Source organism: Coraliomargarita algicola (genome assembly GCF_033878955.1).
Taxonomy (GTDB): Bacteria; Verrucomicrobiota; Verrucomicrobiia; order Opitutales; family Coraliomargaritaceae; genus Thalassobacterium; species Thalassobacterium algicola.
Map to the genome: position 1 here is coordinate 2,298,248 of NZ_CP138858.1, position 18,848 is coordinate 2,317,095.

18 protein-coding genes and 1 pseudogene are annotated in these 18,848 nt (G+C 54.8%); 8 read left to right on the forward strand and 11 right to left on the reverse strand.

Going from position 1 to position 18,848, the window contains the following annotated elements; translation table 11 throughout:
* Positions 1–295: 295 nt before the first annotated feature.
* Positions 296–2,800, forward strand: a complete 2,505-nt coding sequence (locus SH580_RS09075) for a DEAD/DEAH box helicase (protein ID WP_319834680.1) — start codon at positions 296–298, stop codon at positions 2,798–2,800.
* Here the strand turns inward: SH580_RS09075 and SH580_RS09080 are convergent.
* Genes SH580_RS09080 through SH580_RS09090 form a run of 3 tightly spaced genes read right to left on the reverse strand, consistent with a single transcriptional unit; the run spans position 2,783 to position 3,778 of the window.
* Positions 2,783–3,073: a hypothetical protein gene (locus SH580_RS09080; RefSeq protein WP_319835042.1), complete on the reverse strand. Its 291-nt coding sequence runs from the start codon at positions 3,071–3,073 to the stop codon at positions 2,783–2,785. The genes SH580_RS09075 and SH580_RS09080 overlap by 18 nt on opposite strands.
* Positions 3,040–3,417, reverse strand: coding sequence for a phage holin family protein (locus SH580_RS09085; RefSeq protein WP_319834681.1), 378 nt, complete (start codon positions 3,415–3,417; stop codon positions 3,040–3,042). The genes SH580_RS09080 and SH580_RS09085 overlap by 34 nt, the downstream gene beginning before the upstream one ends.
* Positions 3,418–3,424: 7 nt before the next feature.
* On the reverse strand, positions 3,425–3,778 hold the full coding sequence (locus tag SH580_RS09090; RefSeq protein WP_308947882.1) for an ElaB/YgaM/YqjD family protein: 354 nt from the start codon (positions 3,776–3,778) through the stop codon (positions 3,425–3,427).
* Between the two features lie 485 nt (positions 3,779–4,263).
* Between SH580_RS09090 and SH580_RS09095 the strand changes: the two genes are divergently transcribed.
* From SH580_RS09095 to SH580_RS09115, 5 genes are all read left to right on the forward strand, one after another.
* The gene (locus tag SH580_RS09095; RefSeq protein WP_319834682.1) at positions 4,264–4,623 is read left to right on the forward strand and encodes a hypothetical protein; all 360 of its coding nucleotides are present in this window, start codon (positions 4,264–4,266) and stop codon (positions 4,621–4,623) included.
* A gap of 5 nt (positions 4,624–4,628) precedes the next feature.
* Complete coding sequence (locus tag SH580_RS09100) at positions 4,629–5,147, forward strand: helix-turn-helix domain-containing protein (RefSeq protein WP_319834683.1); 519 nt, start codon at positions 4,629–4,631, stop codon at positions 5,145–5,147.
* Positions 5,144–5,599: a hypothetical protein gene (locus tag SH580_RS09105; RefSeq protein ID WP_319834684.1), complete on the forward strand. Its 456-nt coding sequence runs from the start codon at positions 5,144–5,146 to the stop codon at positions 5,597–5,599. The genes SH580_RS09100 and SH580_RS09105 overlap by 4 nt, the downstream gene beginning before the upstream one ends.
* Complete coding sequence (locus tag SH580_RS09110; RefSeq protein ID WP_319834685.1) at positions 5,565–5,990, forward strand: ATP-binding protein; 426 nt, start codon at positions 5,565–5,567, stop codon at positions 5,988–5,990. Before SH580_RS09105 ends, SH580_RS09110 begins: the two co-directional genes overlap by 35 nt.
* Before the next feature lie 180 nt (positions 5,991–6,170).
* On the forward strand, positions 6,171–6,638 hold the full coding sequence (locus SH580_RS09115; RefSeq protein ID WP_319834686.1) for a hypothetical protein: 468 nt from the start codon (positions 6,171–6,173) through the stop codon (positions 6,636–6,638).
* A 220-nt stretch (positions 6,639–6,858) separates the two neighbouring features.
* Here the strand turns inward: SH580_RS09115 and SH580_RS09120 are convergent, their stop codons facing one another.
* Positions 6,859–7,110 (reverse strand): MerR family transcriptional regulator, encoded by a 252-nt coding sequence (locus SH580_RS09120; RefSeq protein ID WP_319834687.1) that lies wholly within the window; start codon positions 7,108–7,110, stop codon positions 6,859–6,861.
* Positions 7,111–7,823: 713 nt separating this feature from the next.
* On the opposite strand from SH580_RS09120, the gene SH580_RS09125 reads away from it, so the two are divergent.
* The gene (locus SH580_RS09125; RefSeq protein WP_319834688.1) at positions 7,824–8,207 is read left to right on the forward strand and encodes a hypothetical protein; all 384 of its coding nucleotides are present in this window, start codon (positions 7,824–7,826) and stop codon (positions 8,205–8,207) included.
* A gap of 143 nt (positions 8,208–8,350) precedes the next feature.
* On the opposite strand, the gene SH580_RS22180 is transcribed toward SH580_RS09125, so the two are convergent.
* Positions 8,351–8,548 carry a helix-turn-helix domain-containing protein gene (locus SH580_RS22180; protein WP_425607158.1) on the reverse strand — a complete coding sequence of 66 codons (198 nt, stop codon included), beginning with the start codon at positions 8,546–8,548 and terminating at the stop codon, positions 8,351–8,353.
* A 60-nt stretch (positions 8,549–8,608) separates the two neighbouring features.
* Positions 8,609–9,337, reverse strand: a pseudogene (locus SH580_RS09130) (Fic family protein); the annotation flags it as partial.
* Between the two features lie 244 nt (positions 9,338–9,581).
* On the opposite strand from SH580_RS09130, the gene SH580_RS09135 reads away from it, so the two are divergent.
* A complete protein-coding gene (locus tag SH580_RS09135; RefSeq protein ID WP_319834690.1) occupies positions 9,582–10,724 on the forward strand; it encodes an ATP-binding protein in 1,143 nt (380 codons plus the stop codon).
* 18 nt (positions 10,725–10,742) lie between these two features.
* On the opposite strand, the gene SH580_RS09140 is transcribed toward SH580_RS09135, so the two are convergent.
* From SH580_RS09140 to SH580_RS09160, 5 genes are all read right to left on the reverse strand, one after another.
* Positions 10,743–12,200, reverse strand: coding sequence for a phytoene desaturase family protein (locus SH580_RS09140; protein ID WP_319834691.1), 1,458 nt, complete (start codon positions 12,198–12,200; stop codon positions 10,743–10,745).
* A gap of 502 nt (positions 12,201–12,702) precedes the next feature.
* Positions 12,703–13,146, reverse strand: a complete 444-nt coding sequence (locus SH580_RS09145) for a hypothetical protein (protein ID WP_319834692.1) — start codon at positions 13,144–13,146, stop codon at positions 12,703–12,705.
* 46 nt (positions 13,147–13,192) lie between these two features.
* Positions 13,193–16,345 (reverse strand): efflux RND transporter permease subunit, encoded by a 3,153-nt coding sequence (locus tag SH580_RS09150; RefSeq protein ID WP_319834693.1) that lies wholly within the window; start codon positions 16,343–16,345, stop codon positions 13,193–13,195.
* 1 nt (position 16,346) lies between these two features.
* Positions 16,347–17,495 (reverse strand): efflux RND transporter periplasmic adaptor subunit, encoded by a 1,149-nt coding sequence (locus SH580_RS09155; protein WP_319834694.1) that lies wholly within the window; start codon positions 17,493–17,495, stop codon positions 16,347–16,349.
* Positions 17,496–17,499: 4 nt separating this feature from the next.
* Complete coding sequence (locus SH580_RS09160; RefSeq protein WP_319834695.1) at positions 17,500–18,774, reverse strand: TolC family protein; 1,275 nt, start codon at positions 18,772–18,774, stop codon at positions 17,500–17,502.
* Positions 18,775–18,848: the final 74 nt, after the last annotated feature.

Sequence of the window (18,848 nt, forward strand, 5' to 3'; positions counted from 1 at the left end):
GACATACATGATTCTCTGATTCGGATATTTCTCAACATTCGGGTGATCTGAAAGTGCCAAGACATCACCTTGACTAATGTGATAAATAACATCCTGAAAACTCACTCCACGTTCTCGACGAAGTAGAGAATCTTTTTCATCAGACCAATCGAACATCATTATACCTTCGCTAATGTGTGCCTTTTGTCAACACAAGCATCTCAATTGCCCTTAAAATCTAAAAGATCCAAGGCCCACACTTTACAGCATCCCAATTTCGGCCGAATCTGTTTAGGTGGACGTCCTAGAAACAAATTTGACCATACCCGACCTGTGGCAACAACAGGCGGTCAACTTGCTGCGCGCGCAGCACGACGTCATTGTGGATGCCCCCACGGGGGCGGGCAAAACCTTCATTTTCGAACATCTGGTCGAACGCGCCTTTCCCGGCAAAGCGGTCTTCACCGTGCCCACCCGTGCACTGGCCAACGATAAATTCTGTGAGTGGCAAGCCAAGGGCTGGCGCGTCGGGATCGAGACCGGCGACGTCAGCTATCAAAGCGACGCTCCGATCGTCATCGCCACCCTGGAAACGCAAAAACGCGCCCTGATGACCGGGCGTGGTCCGCGCCTACTGGTAATCGACGAATACCAAATGGTGGGCGACCATGCCCGCGGCGTGAACTATGAGCTAGCACTCGCCATGGCCCCGCCTGACACCCAATTACTACTACTCAGCGGCAGCGTGGCCAATCCCCGAGACATCGAAGCTTGGCTACAAGGCTGCGGCCGCACCGTCGCCACCGTGCGCCATCGTGAACGCCCGGTCCCATTGGACGAGATTCACCTCGACGCCCTGCCCGAGCAGCTGCCCAAGAACATCCATGGCCGCTGGCCACGCTATATCGCGCGCGCACTCGCGGCCGGCCTCGGCCCCATCTTGATCTTCGCTCCCCGGCGCAAGGCAGCCGAAAGCCTCGCCCGCAGCCTGGCCGCCGCCCTGCCCGAGCCCGACAGCATTGTGCTCACACCCGAGCAAAAGGCCCTCGCCGGCAACGAGCTGGCTCGCACTCTCAAGCAGCGTATCGCTTTTCACCACAGTGGCATGAGCTACGCACAACGCGCCGCGCTGGTCGAGCCACTCGCCAAGGCCAACCAGTTAAAAGTCATCGTCGCCACCACGGGGCTCGCCGCCGGCATCAACTTTGCCATGCGCTCGGTGCTGGTGCTGGATCGCGAATACCGGGTCGCCGAAGCGCATCGACACCTGCGCCCCGATGAGCTGCTACAAATGTTCGGCCGCGCCGGACGCCGCGGCCTCGACGATCGCGGCAGCGTGCTGTTCACCGGTAATGCCCCTCGACTCAACGAAGCCAAAGCCCTACGCCTGCAGCGCGAAGGCAACGTCGATTGGCCCTCCCTACTCACAGTCATTCAAACCGCAGTCGAAGATGGCAAGCATCCCTTGCAAGCCACCCGCGAGTTAACCGCCCGCCTCTTCGCCCGCGAGCCCATCCAGCTGGGCTTGGACGACTTTCTACACCAGCGTAAAAGCAAAGCCCACGCCACCAGCACCCTCAATCACGAACAATCCCTGTCCGGCGGAGTGATTACAGAATTCAAAAACAGCGAAGGCATTTGGGAACGCAAACGGGCCCCCATCCTGTTCAAACTCAAAGACAGTTGGTACCTCGATCGCGACAGCTGGCGCCCGGGACTCAGCAGCCCCAAAATCGTCGCCAGCCTGCGCATCGGCACCATCTGTAAATTCGGCACCGGCAAAGACCGCCGCTACGGTCTGGAAGTGCCCCTCGCCACCTTCCCCCAAACCCGTGACGACAACCGGCTCACCCTGAGTAAGTGGCTGCGTAAGGCACTGCGCGAACAAGAGCGCCACCAGGGCAAAACACCCAACATTCCCAAGCTCTGGACACTGGAAAAAATCGAGCGCCGCATCGTGCCCAATCTCGCCTCACTCACTCGCGGCGGACGTTCCGTGCAGCTCGGCGAGCGTAACGGCAGCCTCTACGCACAACTCGATTACAGCGAAGGTGAAATCTACGCGCTCAAAGACCTCAGCGGCAAAGGCCTGCTCAATCCCATCGAGCGCAAACGCGAAATCACCGGCAGCCTCCCCAACAATCAACATTCTCCCCACTCCCCACCTTGTCACGGCGTAGCAAAGCGAAGACGGATCTCCACTTCCCAGTCCGCGCAGCGGCCCCACTCCACCCCACGCAGCGTCGCCGAGCAATGGCATGCACTCGGTCTCATCGACCATCGCGCCCACCCCACCCGACGCGGGATTATCTTTTCTTTCTTCAATCACGGCGAAGGCCTCGCGGTGGCCGCCGCCCTCGAAGCCAAGCACTACCCGATCGAAGAACTTGTTTACGATCTCGCCAATTTGCGGGCCGGGCACCGCTTCAACGCACTCGCCCTTGCCGGTCGCCCGCTGACCGCCTTCTGCCAGGAAGCCTACGGCTTGCGCAGCATCCCCGGCTACCTAAGGCGCGGCGTGCCCGAAGACTACGGCGAAGGCGCCAGCGAAATCCTGTATAACATCGAGCACAAAAGCAGCCATGCCGCCGCCTACATCGACGACGAGCTCAGCCAAGGCGACATCGAGCGCGCCCGCCTGGAATGGCGCAGCCTACGCTTGCACATCGCACACGCCCCCGACTACGAATGGGACCGCTGGCGCGCACTCAAAGCCAAGTGTATCGAATCCTTGGATACCGAACGCATGCGACTCCCTTTTGAGAACTTCCCCCCACTCACTCGGCAACAACAATACTCCCGCTCACCTCGCAGATTGTGATCGCAGCAGCCCGATGACAGTCGAGACGAGCCCCGCGAGCTTAAATAGTTTCAAACGACCTCGATTCGCTAAACCGCGCTGGATCAGCCCAAAGGTGATGGGCCGTATCGCTGGAGCCAGCTGCTTGGCCGCCAAAGCAAATATTCCAATACGCACACATTTCTTAACCAAAGGCGCGAAATAACTCACCCCGACCACAAGTTGCGCACGCTCGACTTCAGAACGTGTTTTGAGCTCATTTATTCGCCTGATTTCACGACGGTTCCCAAACATGCAAAATCCTTTCTAAGTTCCTCGCGCGTGTGCTCAAATGGAGCCGCCCCTCTGCGTAAAGCATACAGAAGCAGTGCCACACACACAGCTGCCAGCATCGCATTCAGCAACATCCAGACGCCGGCCACATGCACGCGATACTCAACAGGGGCGAGCAAGATTAGAAAGATGCCTGCAAAGGTCACCCCCAATAAAGCAAAACCAGCCGAAAGCATCACTGCAGCAAGCAGACAAGCTGCGCGGCGCTTCTCAATGACAGTCTCTAAGGAGAACATTTCCAGGCGAGACTCAACGATCCCGCCCAGCGCCCGCAACGCGGACTCAGCTGCATTCAATGCGTCCATTCAGCGCTTATTTATGACGACTCGTTAAACGGTCGATCACGATACCCGCAACAACTGCAATCCCGATCGACTTCCATGGATTCTTGCGAATGCAAGATTCCACCTCATCCGTCTTCTCAACTGCGACTTCCTTAACCTTTTCGCCCTCCGCTTTAAGCTTTTCCATGGTTTCCGCGAGTTGCTGACGCAAGTCCTCGGCCTTGTCCGAAAGAAACTCCTTAGACTCATCGCTCGCAGACTCCGTCAGCGATTTAGCATCCGCGACCAAGAGCTTCAGGTCGGCGACCAACTTATCGCGATCCGACTGTAGATCATTCGCTTGGCTGGTAGTCGATTTGGTACTTGTTGATTTCTGTGGCATAATCGTTCCTTGGTTTGATTTTTAATTTTCAGTGAACCCCTAACACAACAGCCCCCGTGCCAACCACGACACGCAGAACGTAAGACACTGACAAAAAGCCAGTTAAAAACCACACACGAAAAGCGCCGCACAGCCCACAATGCAAAGCGCATGCCGACAAACAGCTGCGAGTATGCAGAATGCAAGGCACAGCCTAAGCAAACAGAGAAAGCAGCGACGCCGTAAGAGTGCCAAGTGCGCACCCACAATTCATCGAACAGCAATAACGATTACAAAATACAGCGATGCTTGACCTAAAGTAAACTTTTGTTCAGTATTTAATTTCAACAATACGACAAAGAAGAAGCTAGGGGAAAGAACGGCACAACCTACCATTTTATATGGCGAGATGAAGCAGAGACAAAATTGTATACTACAGGACAGCTTGACATTAGGTATTAATTAATACCTTCTAAGCATGCTTATGAAACAAAATCTTTTCGATCATGGCACTTCAACCCATCCCCAAAGCATGGCTGCGACAAGTTTCCGCAGTGCTCCGCACCGGGACTTCGCGAGAAATTCAGCGCACGGGGGATTTTTCACAAAGACTACAACACGACTTCCCAAGTTTATTTGATAGCCGTGTGATCACTGCATTCCTTCGCTTTCTAGAGAGCTCGAATCCACATGGCTGCCCTGTCACTATGGATTATCCTGCGGGTGAAACCTGGGAGTTCTGGTTCACCTTGGACGGAAAGCGCACCTACGGTAAAATACTAGTAAGAACTGACAAAAAGCGCATCTTATTACTTTCTGCGCACTTGCCTGAGAAACAATGGCTCCGCTGCGAAGAACACAACTAAACGTCATGAAAATTGAAAACCGCACATTTGATGTCTCCATCCCGACCGCTGACGGTGAACGCATTGCCGAACTCATCACCATTGAGATCCCAATGGAATGGGACGAAGAAGTCCACGAATGGTTGATGACCGATGCAGGTTTGCAAAAAGTTGAAGAAACCAAAGCACGCCACATGGGCTTGATGCAACCCGCTGAAATTCGCGCTCTGCGTGAACGGTTGAAATTAACCCAGAAAGAGATCAGCGAGGCGCTTCAGATTGGAGAAAAGACATGGAGCCCATGGGAGAACGGTCGCAATCGCCCCAGCCGTAGCATCAATCTACTGCTGCGCGCATTGGACGATGGCAAAATCACGATCGACTACTTAAAAACGGTAGCGAGGCCGCCCGCCGCTTGGATACAGGATGCGCACTACATGTCATTTGAAAATGATCCAATCTTCACAGCGAGACCCGCACAGCCGATTTGCCACACGCAATCGGAAGCGGACTCCGAAGAACTTCTAGAGACATTTGCAGCATGAAATCACCACTTGAACTAGAGCGTTATTTTGTAAGCGACCAAGCGGTTACGGCTCGCAATGTGTTTTCCTCAGAAAAGGAAATCGAAACACTGATTGAAGAATACTCTGTCAGTAATGAAGCCATTCGACTGCCTGCAGTTAAGGATCACCCCGAAAAGTGGCAAGTCACGGTGCACATCAAGCATCAACCCTCGCCAGATACGAATTTCCCCTACGATTTTCGCCTGACGATCGTTGGGATTTTCCGCTGCACGACAGAAAAGGCAGAGCCTTCCCACATCGAACGATTAATGAAGATCAACGGCTCTTCGATCCTCTACGGCATGGCACGTGAGATCATTCGCGCCAACACTGAGCGTGGCCCATGGAGTGGCATCGTCATCCCAACCTACTCCTTCTACGAGCCAAAGCCTAACAATGAAACTCCGCCTAAAGAATCAACGACAGTTTGATTTAGGAAGTCAACGGACGATGCCCGAGCCCCGCAACTGTCTGATCTCCAATATCTGCTTCAAAGCCGGCTATATCTATTCCTGGGGCCGCGGCATCGAAAAGATCATCAACGCCTGCACCCAATACGGCTGCGCCCCCCCCATCTTCGAAAGCAATCCCGCTAGTATCCAAGTCACCCTACTGCCCAAATTCAAGATGCCCCCGCAAGTAAGCCAGCAGGAACCCCCTCAAGTAGGCGCCAGTCAACAGACGCATGAGGTCAGGGGGTCGAATCCCTCCACCCACGGCAGAATACCTATTGACAATGAAACGGTTCTATCGGAAATTATTAACAACAAACCCGCCAAGCCTCTCAACGATGCGCAACTTGGTGGGTATTTTTTTGCCTGAATCACAGGCTAGGGATTAAAACTCAGTTCCTCCAAGACGAAGTTCACCAGTTCGGTCATCCAAGGCTCGGTCAAACGTGACAAGGTTGACTGGATCAAAGGAGAGACATCTAACCGAAATCTTCAGAAGCATCTTTTTTTAATACACAACTTCGGTCTGTCACATCCAAACTCTGGCAGTTTGATTCGGGCGATTTCAGTATATCATCGAAGAATTGAAAAGATAAAGGGCCCGTTGAGCAATGCCGTGCCTATGGTTGCAATTCTTGTCGATATTGCTTTCCAGAATCCCAAAACTTATCCTCTGGTTGCTGCAATCCTAAGCAAGCTACTAACTCTACTTGATGATTCAAAGCAGAAGGCAAAGCTATTTGAGAAGATCAGAAAACGTTTCGACCGGGTGCCGAACACTGGACACCTCCAAATCTGGTTGCAGCGGGTTTCTCAATCCTTTGACGATGCGCTCACCTACGAGGAACCACTTTGCAAGTTGGTGTGCGACGAGGACGTTTCAATCTGGAATTCGACTTGGATCAATTCAGCTCAACTCAAAGCAGCCCTCCTTCCAAAGAAGATCATCAACAAGAAAGCCATAAAGCAACTAGTGCCAGTAATCCCTCCAAGTGAAGTTGAGCTTTTTGACTACTAGACAATGTCGGCCTGAAAAGGGGAGGCACAGGCTTCAATGGGGTCAGCCGCACCGTGAACATAGCTTTTGAGTTCCTGATTGTTCATGCCCCCGTATAGAGAGCGGCCCCAAAAGTGCACGTAGATTACGTTCCGGCGGCGCGTAATGCCCTTGCGAAGGATAAACGGCAAATTCCGCATCAGCAGGGCGGCTCTTCTACGAGCTCAGACTGCTCCCCCCCTTACTCCCGCTCAATCTGCCCGCGAATCTCGCTCAGCGTGTAGCGTTGGCCTTGGAGCTCGCGGATCTCAGCGACTCTCTCGATCATAATGGGATGATAAAGCTGGTAACCGGCATCCGTGAAATCGGCGATTTGTAATACCACTTCTAATAATATATGATCTATAAGCTTGGGCTTTGCGTAGCCTCGAAACTTTGTTTCGGGGGCGATCGGCATCGCCCCGGTTCCGAGAACCGAGGTTACAAAAGACACATCTATTAGGGCCAAACTTTTTTCGAATAGGTATAAGAGACCTTCCTTAGTCCAACAACGAATCGTCTCGTTGCTCTCGCCTGCCTTGCGGGCTAACTGGCCGATGCGAAGCAGACCTGGCTTTTTATCCGTATCCTGCTCGGCAACCTCGCCTGCAGCCGCTTTAAGATAAATCTCTAAGAGCGATCGACTGCCGCTTCGATTACTTTGTGGAAGCCATCCTTTGCCCCGCCTAACTGAGCCTTTTCCAAACCACCGATATATTTCAATCGGTCGCGTGTTCGGATAATGGCGGACGGATAGCCGTTCTACATCAAAATAAAATTAACATACAAACCATAAAGCGTCACTTCACGGTTTGTCGATACTCCAAGAAAACGACGCCTTCGCTCTGCTCGTAAAGCTACATGTTCATCTGATTCGCAGTGATCACTGCCGTCGTTCATGGTACCCAGCCAGACAAGAGGAGGTCATCGTTCCAAAGCGACAAGACCGGGCGCGAAGCAAACCGGCCCCTATTCAATTTCGAACGCAAAAGTCTTATTTAATATTAAACCTTGGGCCTTCTCTAAATTCTAGCAGTGCGGTATCCTCGGTTCTCTGAACCGGGGCGGCGGCGGGAGGATCGCTGAACCGGGGCCGACCTGTAGTGTCGCGGAACAAGAGTGTCCCGCCTCCAGTTCTCTGTATGTCTGAATTCAGAGCTGTGGTCTTTGTCTACAGATGAGTATAAAGCGCTGAAGCACTCACTCTTACCTAGTATAGAATCAGGTTTCAATCATTCAAGTTTGGACGTTGAACGTTCCCTCCCCTTTCGTCAATTCGAACAGCCAATTGTCCATCTGATTGGAGGTGATGACACCGTCCCGGGTGCCTACAAGCAAGCCGGACTTAAGAACTGCTCATTTTCGGTCATCTTTAAACAAGTGCTTCAACTCATCGAAAATCCCTGTGTATTTGCGATTGCGGCCGGCGTAATGCTCCAAGACATAAAAAAGGAAGTAATAAAACCGACAGGTGCTCCAGGCAAAGATCAGCAGCAAGCACACGGTTTCCCAGTGCATACTTTTAAGCAGCAAACCTGCACCCGCGAGTAAGGTAAGTAAAGCAAAGAGCAGACCTTTCACGATCAGCAGTTTTCTGCGTTTGATATCTCCCCAAAAGGTTCATTACGACGAGTAAAATACACATCGTCTTAAGACCGTTGCAAGCAACGACGCCACGATGTTTCAGGAATCAACTACTCTTGATTAATCTGTCCGCGAATCTCGCTCAGCGTGTAGCGTTGGCCTTGTAGCTCGCGGATCTTCGCGACTCTCTCGATCATACTGGGATGATACAGCTGGTAACCGGCATCCGTGGAATCGGCGACCTGTAAGAGACCTTCCTTGGTCCAATAACGAATCGTCGCGTTGCTCTCGCCTGTCTCACGGGCCAACTGACCGATGCGAAGCAGATCCGGCTCTTGATCTGTATCCTGTTCGGCAACCTCGCCTGCAGCCGCTTTAAGATAAATCTCTAAGGAGCGATCGACTGCCGCTTCGATTACTTTGCGGTAGCCATCTTTTGCCCCGCCTAACTGTGCCTTTTCCAGGCCACCGAAATATTTCAATCGATCGCGTGTTCGGATAATGGCGGGCGGATAGCCGTTCTGCATCAAAATCAAATTCATCAACAAGCGAGCGGTGCGCCCGTTGCCATCCACAAAGGGGTGAATCGTCACTAATTGATAATGCGCTTCGGCGGCCAACTCCACCGGATGCAAATCCGCGCCAGAGACGATCCATTCGATAAAGGCATCCATCAGGTCGGGCACTTTAACTGGATTGGGCAGCACAACTGGTGAGCCTGAAATGCGAACAGGGATCGTTCGATAATGCCCCGCGTTGGCATCATCAATACCGTGCAGCACGGTTTCGTGCAGCTGCAGGATGTCGAGTCCACGAACTTGACTGGTGGGCGTCCGGGAAAGGCGCAGCACATCTTTTAAGGCTTTTGCGTGATTGGTCGCCTCCAAGTGTTCGACCAAAGTCTTACCACCGACTGTAAGCCCCTTCTCCACCACCGCGGCCGTCTCTTTGCGCGTCAGCGTATTGCCCTCCAGCGCATTACTGGTGTAGGTCAACTCCACGAGAAACCACTCCTCGAGATTGCGCACAAGCGCAGATGGCAAAGGACGAAGTGCATCCAGCCGCTCTTTCTTAGTCGTTAACCTTTCAAAATTCACATGCAAACCATAAAGCGTCACTTCACGGTTTGTCTATGCTCAAAAATAAAATGGCCAAGCACGTCACGGACAGGAAAGAACATCCGTGCAAATACTCGCTTATTCTGCTGTGCGAATATTCGCTTATTGTGCAGAAGTGCGCCTTGCATGCGCATAATCGGGAAAAAACGGCGGATGAGTCACGCCGCTACGAGGTAAAGCCATTAATCTTGCAATTGGGGAATACATTCCCATTTTACAAGAAATGATTCAACGTGGCCACATTTTAGAGATAAAGCGGAAGCTTTCCCAATTTCCGGCGGTGGTCATCCTCGGCCCGAGGCAATGTGGGAAAACGACTTTAGCGCAAGACTTGGGCGGGCGCTACTATGACATGGAAACGGAAGGGAGCTCCGCTCGACTGGATGCGGAATGGAATGAGGCGGCTGCGGGTGAAGAACTGACCATTATCGACGAGGCACAGGAAGTGCCCGAAATCTTCAAACGCCTGCGTGGCACAATCGACGCGGACCGGAAACGAAACGGGCGCTACTTGCTACTCGGTTCTGTATCTCCGAGCCTCATTTCGGGAGTCTCAGAGTCGTTGGCCGGGCGAGTCGCTTTTGTGGAGATGAGTCCACTCTCGCTCTGCGAACCCACGGGGCAGACAATGGACTCACTTTGGCTCTATGGAGGCTACCCTGACGGAGGCGTGCTCGACCCAAGTCTTTTCCCCGCTTGGCAAAACAGCTATTTGACGGCCTTAACCACGAGCGACCTGCCTAAATGGGGGATGACCGCCTCGGCTCAAATGACTCGGCGGCTATTACAAATGCTAGCAGCCCATCACGGCCAGCCCTTGAACGCCTCTCAAATCGGACAGGCACTCGGGATCGACCACAAGACCGTGCAACGCTACATCGATTTCCTTGAAGGTGCCTTTCTCTTACGCAACCTGCCGCCTTACTATGCGAATATAAAGAAGCGGCTGGTGAAGCGTCCTCGCATTTACATCCGCGACAGCGGCCTACTACATGCTTTAATGCGTATTCAGGATATGGATATGCTCTACGGTCAACCTTGGCTCGGACAAAGCTGGGAGGGGTTCATCATCGAGCAGACCCTGACGGTCTTGAGCATGAAGAACAAAACAGCCACTCCCTACTATTTCCGCAGTTCGGATGGCTACGAGCTCGACCTCGTTTTAGATTGGGGCGTGGAACGGTGGGCGATCGAAATCAAACTCACCTCCAATCCATCGAAACAGGAGATTGATCGCCTCAATAAAGTCGCCGACATGGTGGGCGCGACCCAACGCATCCTCTTATGTCGTATCGAGGAAGCTTTCGGAAACGAAACACTCACCGTCACGCACCCCGAAAAGTGGCTCCAACAGCTTAGTTCATGATACAGAAAGAGCCGTTCACTACCCTTTCGCCTGCTCGTAGAGCCACTTGTCCATCTTGTTGGCGGTGATGACACCGTAATTCATGGTGCCGAGCCAGCCGGACATGATGATGCCGACGGAGCCGGCGTGGTAGAGGCCTTGGATTTGATCGGAAAGTTCCATCGAGACCTTGAGGCCTTCGAATTTGGTGCCGAAGGAGGTGCCTTGCATGGACTTGGTGTAATAGTTCACCGTGCGTGGGGTGGCGGCTTCGATGTGGTCGATTTTGTCGCGCACGCCGGGGATGAAAGTTTCCAAGCTGCTGACGCACTCTTCGCACATGCGGGCCTTTTCGGCTTCGTATTGCTCGTCGGTTAAATCGTTCCACTCGTCCCAGCGGGCGTTTAAGGACGCGACCACGGTGTAGCGTGGCTCCTTGAGGTGTGGGCGGGTTTCCGGATAATAAACGGAAAAGGTGTGGCTGCTAGTGTGGATCGATGTGAGCTCATCGATGGTGTATTCGGGGGCTTTGGAAGTAAAGACGAGGTCGCCGATGTTCGGGATGGTCTCGCCCTTCTTGATGCCCATGTAAACTTGGCAGGAACTGGTGTTGTTACGCACCGCCTTGGCCTCGGCCACAAACTCGGAGCTGAATTTATCTTCGCCCACCAGATACTCGATGGTGTTGCGCACGTTGGCGTTGGAGAGCACGGCCTTGCACTTGACGGTGCGGATCGGGAATTCTTCGCTGCCGGAGTTTTGACTGCGCACGCGCACGCCGACGACTTTGCCGTCTTCCACATCCACGCCTTCGACCAGTGCATTCTTGCGCACCTCGCAGCCGTTTTTCTCCAGCTCGGCGACCATCTTTTTGATCAAAGTATCGGTGCCGCCTTGGAAAGTGAACACTCCCTTGCTCATGAAATTGGAGAATACGATCCCGTACGTAATGGCAGGGTCGTCGATATGCGAGCCGTTGGCGTAGGAGATAGGCTCCATTAGCAAGCGATGCACATCGCTGCGGCCGGGGAAGAACTCTTCGAACATTTCACCCGTCGTCTGGGTGTTGTCGTCATAGAAATTCATCTGGCGCAGGTGGGTGTAGAAGGCTTCCACCTTCTCGCGGTCGACTTTGAAGTCGTTGACCAAAATATTGGTAAAGTCTTCGCGGTCGAAGGAGGTCCACACATCCATCTGCGGATTAATGAAACGAACATCTTTGAGCTGGTGGATGGAATCGGCGATCTCCTTGGTCCAGTATTTGCGACAGCTCTTAACCATACCATGCGGGAAGCCGTGCAAGGAGATATCGAAGATGTGTCCACCGGGACGCTTAAACCAAGTCGCGAGCCCACCAAACTGGTAGTGGTGTTCGAGCAAGAGGACCTTGTGACCGTTCTTCGCCAAGTAGTTCGCCCCGGTGAGTCCACCCAAGCCGGAGCCGATGACGACGACGTCATATTCTTCTTTAATGCCTTTGAGCCAATCCTTTGCCATAATATTTCAGTTTGTAATCAGAAAATAGAGGTCAGAAGACAGAAGGCTAAATCGACGAACCCGCAAGGTGAAAAATCTGGCCGAAGGAAAGCAGGCAATCCATCACGCGGTAGGGACGCCTCGCCGAGGCGTCCGTTCGTCCAAGCAGCCGCAAATGTGAACGAAGCTCTCGGACGCTCGCCGCGTCCCGGGACAACGGCTCTCTCGGCGAGAGAGCCCTACCAGACACGGGCAACGCCATCCGTAGGGACGCCTCGCCGAGGCGTCCGTTCGTCCAACCAGCCGCAAATGTAAACGAAGCTCTCGGACGCTCGCCGCGCCCCGGGACAACGGCTCTCTCGGCGAGAGAGCCCTACCAGACACGGTAAAGCCATCCGGTAGGGACGCCTCGCCGAGGCGTCCGTTCGCCCAGCCAGCCGCAAATGTAAACGAAGCCCTCAGATCCTCGCCGCGCCTCGGAACAACGGCTCTCTCGGCGAGAGAGCCCTACCAGCAAACTGCTTTAATGCCCGCAAATGCAGGCGTATTCCTCTAGCTGGCAGCCACCGCAGAGGTGTTGGTTCAGATAGAACTTCTCACGCACGGTTTTAGCCTCGGGAGATGGCTTGATCGAGAGCACGATCGGCATGCGAGGCTGATCCGCGAGGGGCTCTACAGAGCGCAACACGTCGCCGACACGCTCGAAGCTATATTTCACGGGTGCGGAACGATCCCCGCCGATGAGGCTCACTGTTTGTTGCTCGGGCGCAATCGCCTCACCCTCCGCGTTCAGGAAAGTGATTTGCGCGTAGCGCTCGGGGGTGAGAAAGAACTCCGCATGGGGCTCAACTTGCTCGATGACGCGGCCGCCATTGGGACCGGCGAATTCGGCTGCCTGCGCAAGCGATGCGGCGCTAAGCAGGCTGAGGCTGACTAGGAGGGCGGTGATGTATTGTTTGATTTTCATAATATTTGATTGGTTGCTTGGATTGGGTGACAAATGCCTCGCGCCACTACTCAGAAGCAGCGGATTCGAGGCGGATGGATTTCTCTGCCGACTGGCGACAGAAAGTGTAGAAAATGGCGGGCGTCACTGCGAGGCCGAGCAGCGTGGAGCTGATCAGGCCCCCGACGATGACAATCGCCACGGGATTGAGAATTTCTTTGCCGGCCTCATCGGCGGCCAGCAGCAGCGGCACCAAGGCGAGTCCGGCGGAGATAGCGGTCATCAGAATCGGCACCAGGCGCTCTTGGGTGCCACGAATCACCATGGCCTTGGAAAAGGCTTCAGCCTCGTGGCGCATCAGGTGCAAATAGTGCGAGAGCAACATGATGTTATTGCGCGCAGCGATCCCGGTGACGGCGATGAAACCGACTAAGGTGGCGATGCTGATATTGTTGAGCGTCAGGCTGGTATAGAAGATCCCACCGACCAAAGAGATCGGAATGATGGTGAGCACCACCACGACAAAGCTGAATGTTTTAAAGTAGCTATAGAGCAGGAACACGATCAGCAGCAGGATCAGCGAACACATGATCAGAATGGTGCGACGCGCCTCTTGCTGCGCTTGATACTCGCCCTCGAAGGAGACGGTGTATCCGAGCGGCAACTTCAGCTGTGTCGCCACAGCCTCTTGCAGCGCTTCCACCGCCTGATTGAGATCGCTCACGGTGGGGTTGATCGAAACCACAAAGCGGCGCAGTGTATTTTCGCGCAAAATGGTATTGGGCCCCTTGGCCTGGCGGATGTCGGCCACCGAACTGAGCGGCACGCGCTGCCCGCTCTGGGTATCGATGTAGAGATTCGCTAAACGCTCGGGCGACTCACGCCACTGTGCCGGCAGTCGTACCACCAGATCGTACACACGCTGGCCTTCGTAGACTTCGCCCACCACTTCGCCGCCCATCAATGCGGCCAGTTGCGTATTTAACTCACCGGGAGTGATGCCGTAAGCGAGCGCACGGTCGCGGTTCACCTCGATGCGCAGTTGCGGGATCAATGCTTGCTGCTCGGCGCGTGCCTCTTCCAGGCCGGGAATGGCGCGGGCGATCTCGGTGACCTCGTTGCCCAGACGTCGTAACTCGGCGAGGTCAGGCCCGTAGATTTTAACCGCAACCTTGGCGGACACCCCACTCAACATGTGTCCGATGCGATCGGCCAAGGGCGTGCTGAGCGCGCTGAAGGTGCCGGGTATGGTGCGCATGACATCGCGGATTTCCGCCAAAACTTCGTCGCGACTGCGGGCACTCTCGTCGGTAAACTCGACGTCAAACTCCACGGTCGACACCGGCACTACGTGGTCGCCCCGCTCGGCACGGCCGACGCGATAGCCCACGGTTTCGACTTCGGGTATTTGCAGCAATAAATTCTGCGCGGTTTCGGAGAGTTCGGTGGTATGCTTCAGCGAGGTGCCGGGCGCGGTGGTGGTGGCAATCAAGGCCGTGGGCTCACGAAAGGCGGGCAGGAAGTTGCCCCCCATACGAATCACCGCACCATAACCGACAAACAAGAGTACTCCTGTCAGCGCCAGCACTAACAAAGGTTGCGAGAGCGATAGACGCAACCAGGTCGCGCCATAAAAACGCTTCAAGCTGCGCACCACAAACCCATCGCGGTGCACTTTGCCCGCTGCGGGATTGAGCAATAGCGAGCACAGCACCGGAATCACGGTCAACGAGACTAGGAACGAAGCGGCCATGCTGACAATGGTCGCAATCGCGATCGGAGAAAACAAGCGCCCTTCTACCCCACTCAACGCGAGCAGCGGCAAGAAGACTAAGATGATCAACACCGTGGCATACAGAATGGAGGAACGCACCTCGGCGGAGGCCCGCGCGATGACTTCGAGGCGCGACTGCGGCCGCGCCAAGGCGGCGTTTTCCCGCAGGCGCCGATACACATTTTCCACGTCCACGATGGCATCGTCCACCACCATACCAATGGCCACGGCGAGGCCCCCCAGGGTCATCGAGTTCACACTCAAATCAAAGGCGGCAAAGACCAAAATGGTCGCAGCAAGCGATAGCGGGATCGCGGTCAAAGTGATCAGAGTGATCCGTATATTAAACAAAAATATAAATAGGATCAAAGCCACCATAATGGCTCCATCCAGCAGGGCTTCTTTCAAATTACCGACGGAAAGGTTGATAAAATCGGCTTGGCGATAGAGCGTTACAATTTCGACACCTGCGGGCAGTGCGGTTTTCAATTCTTCCAGCGCGGACTCGACGTGACCGGTGAGTGCGATGGTATCGAAGCCGGGCGACTTGGTCACACTAAGAATCACACCCGGGTAACCGGTGACCGACTCGCCGTTGGAGATCGTCTTCGAGCCCATACCGGCATCCCCGCGCATCGGCTGAATATCCCAAGTCAATTCCGCGACGTCACCGAGCCGCACGGGACGGTCGTCTTCGTAGGTCACCACCGTGTTGGCGATGTCCGAGAGTTCGGTCGTCATCGCAAGGTTGCGCACCATGATCTCTTGCGCAGACTCCGTGAGAAAGCCGCCGGTGGTGTTTTTGACCGAGTTGGCCGCCGCCGCATGAATCTGCTCAAAGTTGACATCGTGTGCGCGCATGCGATCCGGATCGGGCTGCACTTGTATTTGCTTTACGCCACCGCCCATCGAGAGCACTTCGGCGATACCGGAGATGGATTGCAGGCGGCGGCCCACGGTCCAATCCGCCAGTGTGCGCAAGTCACGCGGCGCAATCTCGCCAGTCGGATCGGCGATGCCCACCAGGAGAATGTTGCCCATCAAAGAAGCCACCGGCGTCATGTATGGGTTCACACCTTCAGGTATCGATTCGTCGGCACCGGCCAATCGTTCCTGCACGAATTGACGCGCTTGGTAGATGTCGGTGCCCCAATCGAATTCCACAAAGATCAGCGACAACCCGACATCGTTGACGGAGCGTATGCGCGACACCCCCGTCGTCGCCATCAAGGAATTCTCCAAAGGGATCGAGACCAGCGTCTCCACCTCTTCCGGCGCAAAGCCAGGCGCTTCCGTCAAAATAGTCACGGTAGGCTTGGTCAGATCGGGCAGCACCTCCACCGGCAACTCGGTCGCCGTCTTGGTGCCCAAGACCAGCACGATGACCGCGAGCAAGCAGATCAACAAACGCTGCGAGAGCGAAAAACGTATCAGTTGATTCAACATTTTAAGCCGCTCCCTCTGTTTTGCGCTGCAGCAAACGCTGCCACAGAATAATCGATACGAGTGTAATCAGCGCAGCGTAAACCATGAGGAACTGACTGGTCTTGGCCGGCTCGGCATTCGGCACGTCTCCCCGTGCCGCCCGCGCCTCCGCCGCCTTGCGTGCACGGTCAGCATCGGTCATCTCGGAGCCGTCCTCATTGTGCTCATGCCCATGCGCCGCATCCAGTGCTTCCTTCAATGAGATGCCCGCCCCCCCGCCAGCAAACATCAGTGAATACGCTCCGCGCGTCACCACTTCGTCGCCGGGAAACAAGCCGGAAGTCACTTCAACATAACGGTCATTACTTTCGCCTAAAATGACAGGTACCCGCACAAAGGCATTGTCCAAATCGAAGTCGGTTACAAACACCACGCGATTCGAAGGATCGCCCTGCACCGCCTCGCGCGGCACAGCGATCACATCCTCACGCTCTTGCAACACCACCGAAAACTCCGCCCGCATACCGGGGCGCAAGCGTCCCTCAGCATTGGGGATTTCAAAGATGCCCTCCACCGTGCCCGACTCACGATCGGCATTCACTCCGAAACGCTTCAAGCGGCCCTCGATCATCATATCGCCCAAGGCAGGCACTCGAATGTGCGCCTTCGAGCCAACCGCGACACCCGCCGCTTCCTGTTCGGGGATGCGCGCCACCGCCCACATCACTGAACGATCGGAGATGTCCATTAACTCCGAATCCGGCTCGACCGGCTGCCCCAGACGTATGTGAGAAGTCACTACCAGCCCGTCTTGCGGCGCCAGCAAATCGATCGCGGGGGGCGGATCGCCCAACTGACGGGTCTCAATACGCGCGACCACCTCACCCTTTTTAACGTAGTCGCCTTCAAAGAAATGAATCGCCTTCACCCGCCCGGCGACCCGCGTGGACAGCACCGCACGATGCGAGGGCAACTCCTCGATCCGTCCGATCGCAAAGACCGTGGTCGAAAAATTTCGATAGTCCGCTTCCTCGGTCAGGATGCGTAAATTCCGCACCCCGCTCTCATCCAGGATCACGGTATTGGCTGCACGATTGGATGCCTGCAGCAGCGGAAAAAAAGAGATCAGTGCGCCCGCCCAGCAGGCCGCTTTTGTATAAAATGTATTCATTATATTATAATCCGGCTAGCTCGACATCAGTGGCGGCAGACCAACGGATTTTAGATTTTTTAAGTTCACTCAGCACCTCGATTTGAGTGGATTGAATTTTGAGCTGTTGCTCCTGACTTTGAAACAATTCGGGCAGACTAATCTGACCATTGGTGTAGGCCGTCTGCATGGCCGCGGCATTGCGGTCCAGCACCGCCCGCAATTGCGTTTCATATTTCTCGGCCTGATGATATAGCTCACTGGCGAGCTCAGATTGTAGCTTTGCTTCAATTTGCAACTTCGAAGCGATCGACTGTAGGCGCCACTGCATTTCGTTGCGGGCCGCACGACTCGCCGCGATATTGCCCTGATTACGATCATGCAGCGGCAGTGGCACCGAGATCCCCAGTCCAAAAGAACGGCCACGCCCCAGCCCCTCGGGCGCATCCATACTGCGCTCCTCTTGATAAAAGATTTGAACAGCCACATCGGCCCACCGCTCAGCGCGCGCACTGGCGATGCGGCCTTCCGCCAGTTCTAAAAGTAGTTGCCGCAAGCGATAGCTCGGATGTTGTTCCAATCGCGCTTGACTAAACTCTGGAAATCTCGGCGCTTGCGTCGGCATGGCCAGCGGAGTGCTGAGCTCAAACTCGTAGTCCGCCGGCATCCCCATCAACTCATTCAGCGCAGCGCGGTCCGCAATCAATTGATGCTCCAAGTGATGCGCCTCTTGCTCGGTCACATACAAGGCCATCTGCAACTGGTCGACTTCCACCGTCGATGCCTCACCGGCCTGCACGCGCGACTCGATAAACTTAAGGAAATTTCGATTCAGCTCAGTCAACTGCGAGCGCAGCGCCCACTCCGCCTGCGTGGTGGCTAGCGTCACCACCGCCAGTCGCACTTGCAACTTAAGCTCACGCATCTGCTCCTCGATCTCGGCGCGCGCGACTTCGATTTCTTTCTGAGCGAGTGCCCGCTCCAGCTTCAGACGATTTGTAACCGGGAAGCGCTGCGTAAAGGCAAGTCCGAAATTCTGCTCGCCCTCATCGTTAAAGGCCTGATCGCCCTGATAGCTCAAGCCCAGCTCCGGATTGCTCAGTCGGCCCGCTTGCAATAAGCGCCCCTCTGCCTGTGCCACCACGGCTTGTGCCGCCAGCAACAAGGGCTGATTTTCCAGCGCCAATTGCACGGCTTGTTCCGAACTCAGCTGAACTTTTGATTGTGCGGACAGCTCTCCTGCCCCGATCAATAACGCAACGCAAAGCAGCGCGCGCATAAAATAAAATTTTGTATACATACGATTCCTGATACTGTTGATTAAACAGTGCCGCCAAATTCCGTAGAACTGGGGTCGACACCACAGAGCCACCG

What these genes read in the sequence shown, in the direction of transcription:
- SH580_RS09080 (WP_319835042.1), bottom strand. Translation starts at nt 3,073, where the DNA reads ATGTTTGGGAACCGTCGTGAAATCAGGCGAATAAATGAGCTCAAAACA.
- SH580_RS09085 (WP_319834681.1), bottom strand. Translation starts at nt 3,417, where the DNA reads ATGGACGCATTGAATGCAGCTGAGTCCGCGTTGCGGGCGCTGGGCGGG.
- SH580_RS09090 (WP_308947882.1), bottom strand. Translation starts at nt 3,778, where the DNA reads ATGCCACAGAAATCAACAAGTACCAAATCGACTACCAGCCAAGCGAAT.
- SH580_RS09095 (WP_319834682.1), top strand. Translation starts at nt 4,264, where the DNA reads ATGGCACTTCAACCCATCCCCAAAGCATGGCTGCGACAAGTTTCCGCA.
- SH580_RS09100 (WP_319834683.1), top strand. Translation starts at nt 4,629, where the DNA reads ATGAAAATTGAAAACCGCACATTTGATGTCTCCATCCCGACCGCTGAC.
- SH580_RS09105 (WP_319834684.1), top strand. Translation starts at nt 5,144, where the DNA reads ATGAAATCACCACTTGAACTAGAGCGTTATTTTGTAAGCGACCAAGCG.
- SH580_RS09110 (WP_319834685.1), top strand. Translation starts at nt 5,565, where the DNA reads ATGAAACTCCGCCTAAAGAATCAACGACAGTTTGATTTAGGAAGTCAA.
- SH580_RS09135 (WP_319834690.1), top strand. Translation starts at nt 9,582, where the DNA reads ATGATTCAACGTGGCCACATTTTAGAGATAAAGCGGAAGCTTTCCCAA.
- SH580_RS09140 (WP_319834691.1), bottom strand. Translation starts at nt 12,200, where the DNA reads ATGGCAAAGGATTGGCTCAAAGGCATTAAAGAAGAATATGACGTCGTC.
- SH580_RS09145 (WP_319834692.1), bottom strand. Translation starts at nt 13,146, where the DNA reads ATGAAAATCAAACAATACATCACCGCCCTCCTAGTCAGCCTCAGCCTG.
- SH580_RS09150 (WP_319834693.1), bottom strand. Translation starts at nt 16,345, where the DNA reads ATGTTGAATCAACTGATACGTTTTTCGCTCTCGCAGCGTTTGTTGATC.
- SH580_RS09155 (WP_319834694.1), bottom strand. Translation starts at nt 17,495, where the DNA reads ATGAATACATTTTATACAAAAGCGGCCTGCTGGGCGGGCGCACTGATC.
- SH580_RS09160 (WP_319834695.1), bottom strand. Translation starts at nt 18,774, where the DNA reads ATGTATACAAAATTTTATTTTATGCGCGCGCTGCTTTGCGTTGCGTTA.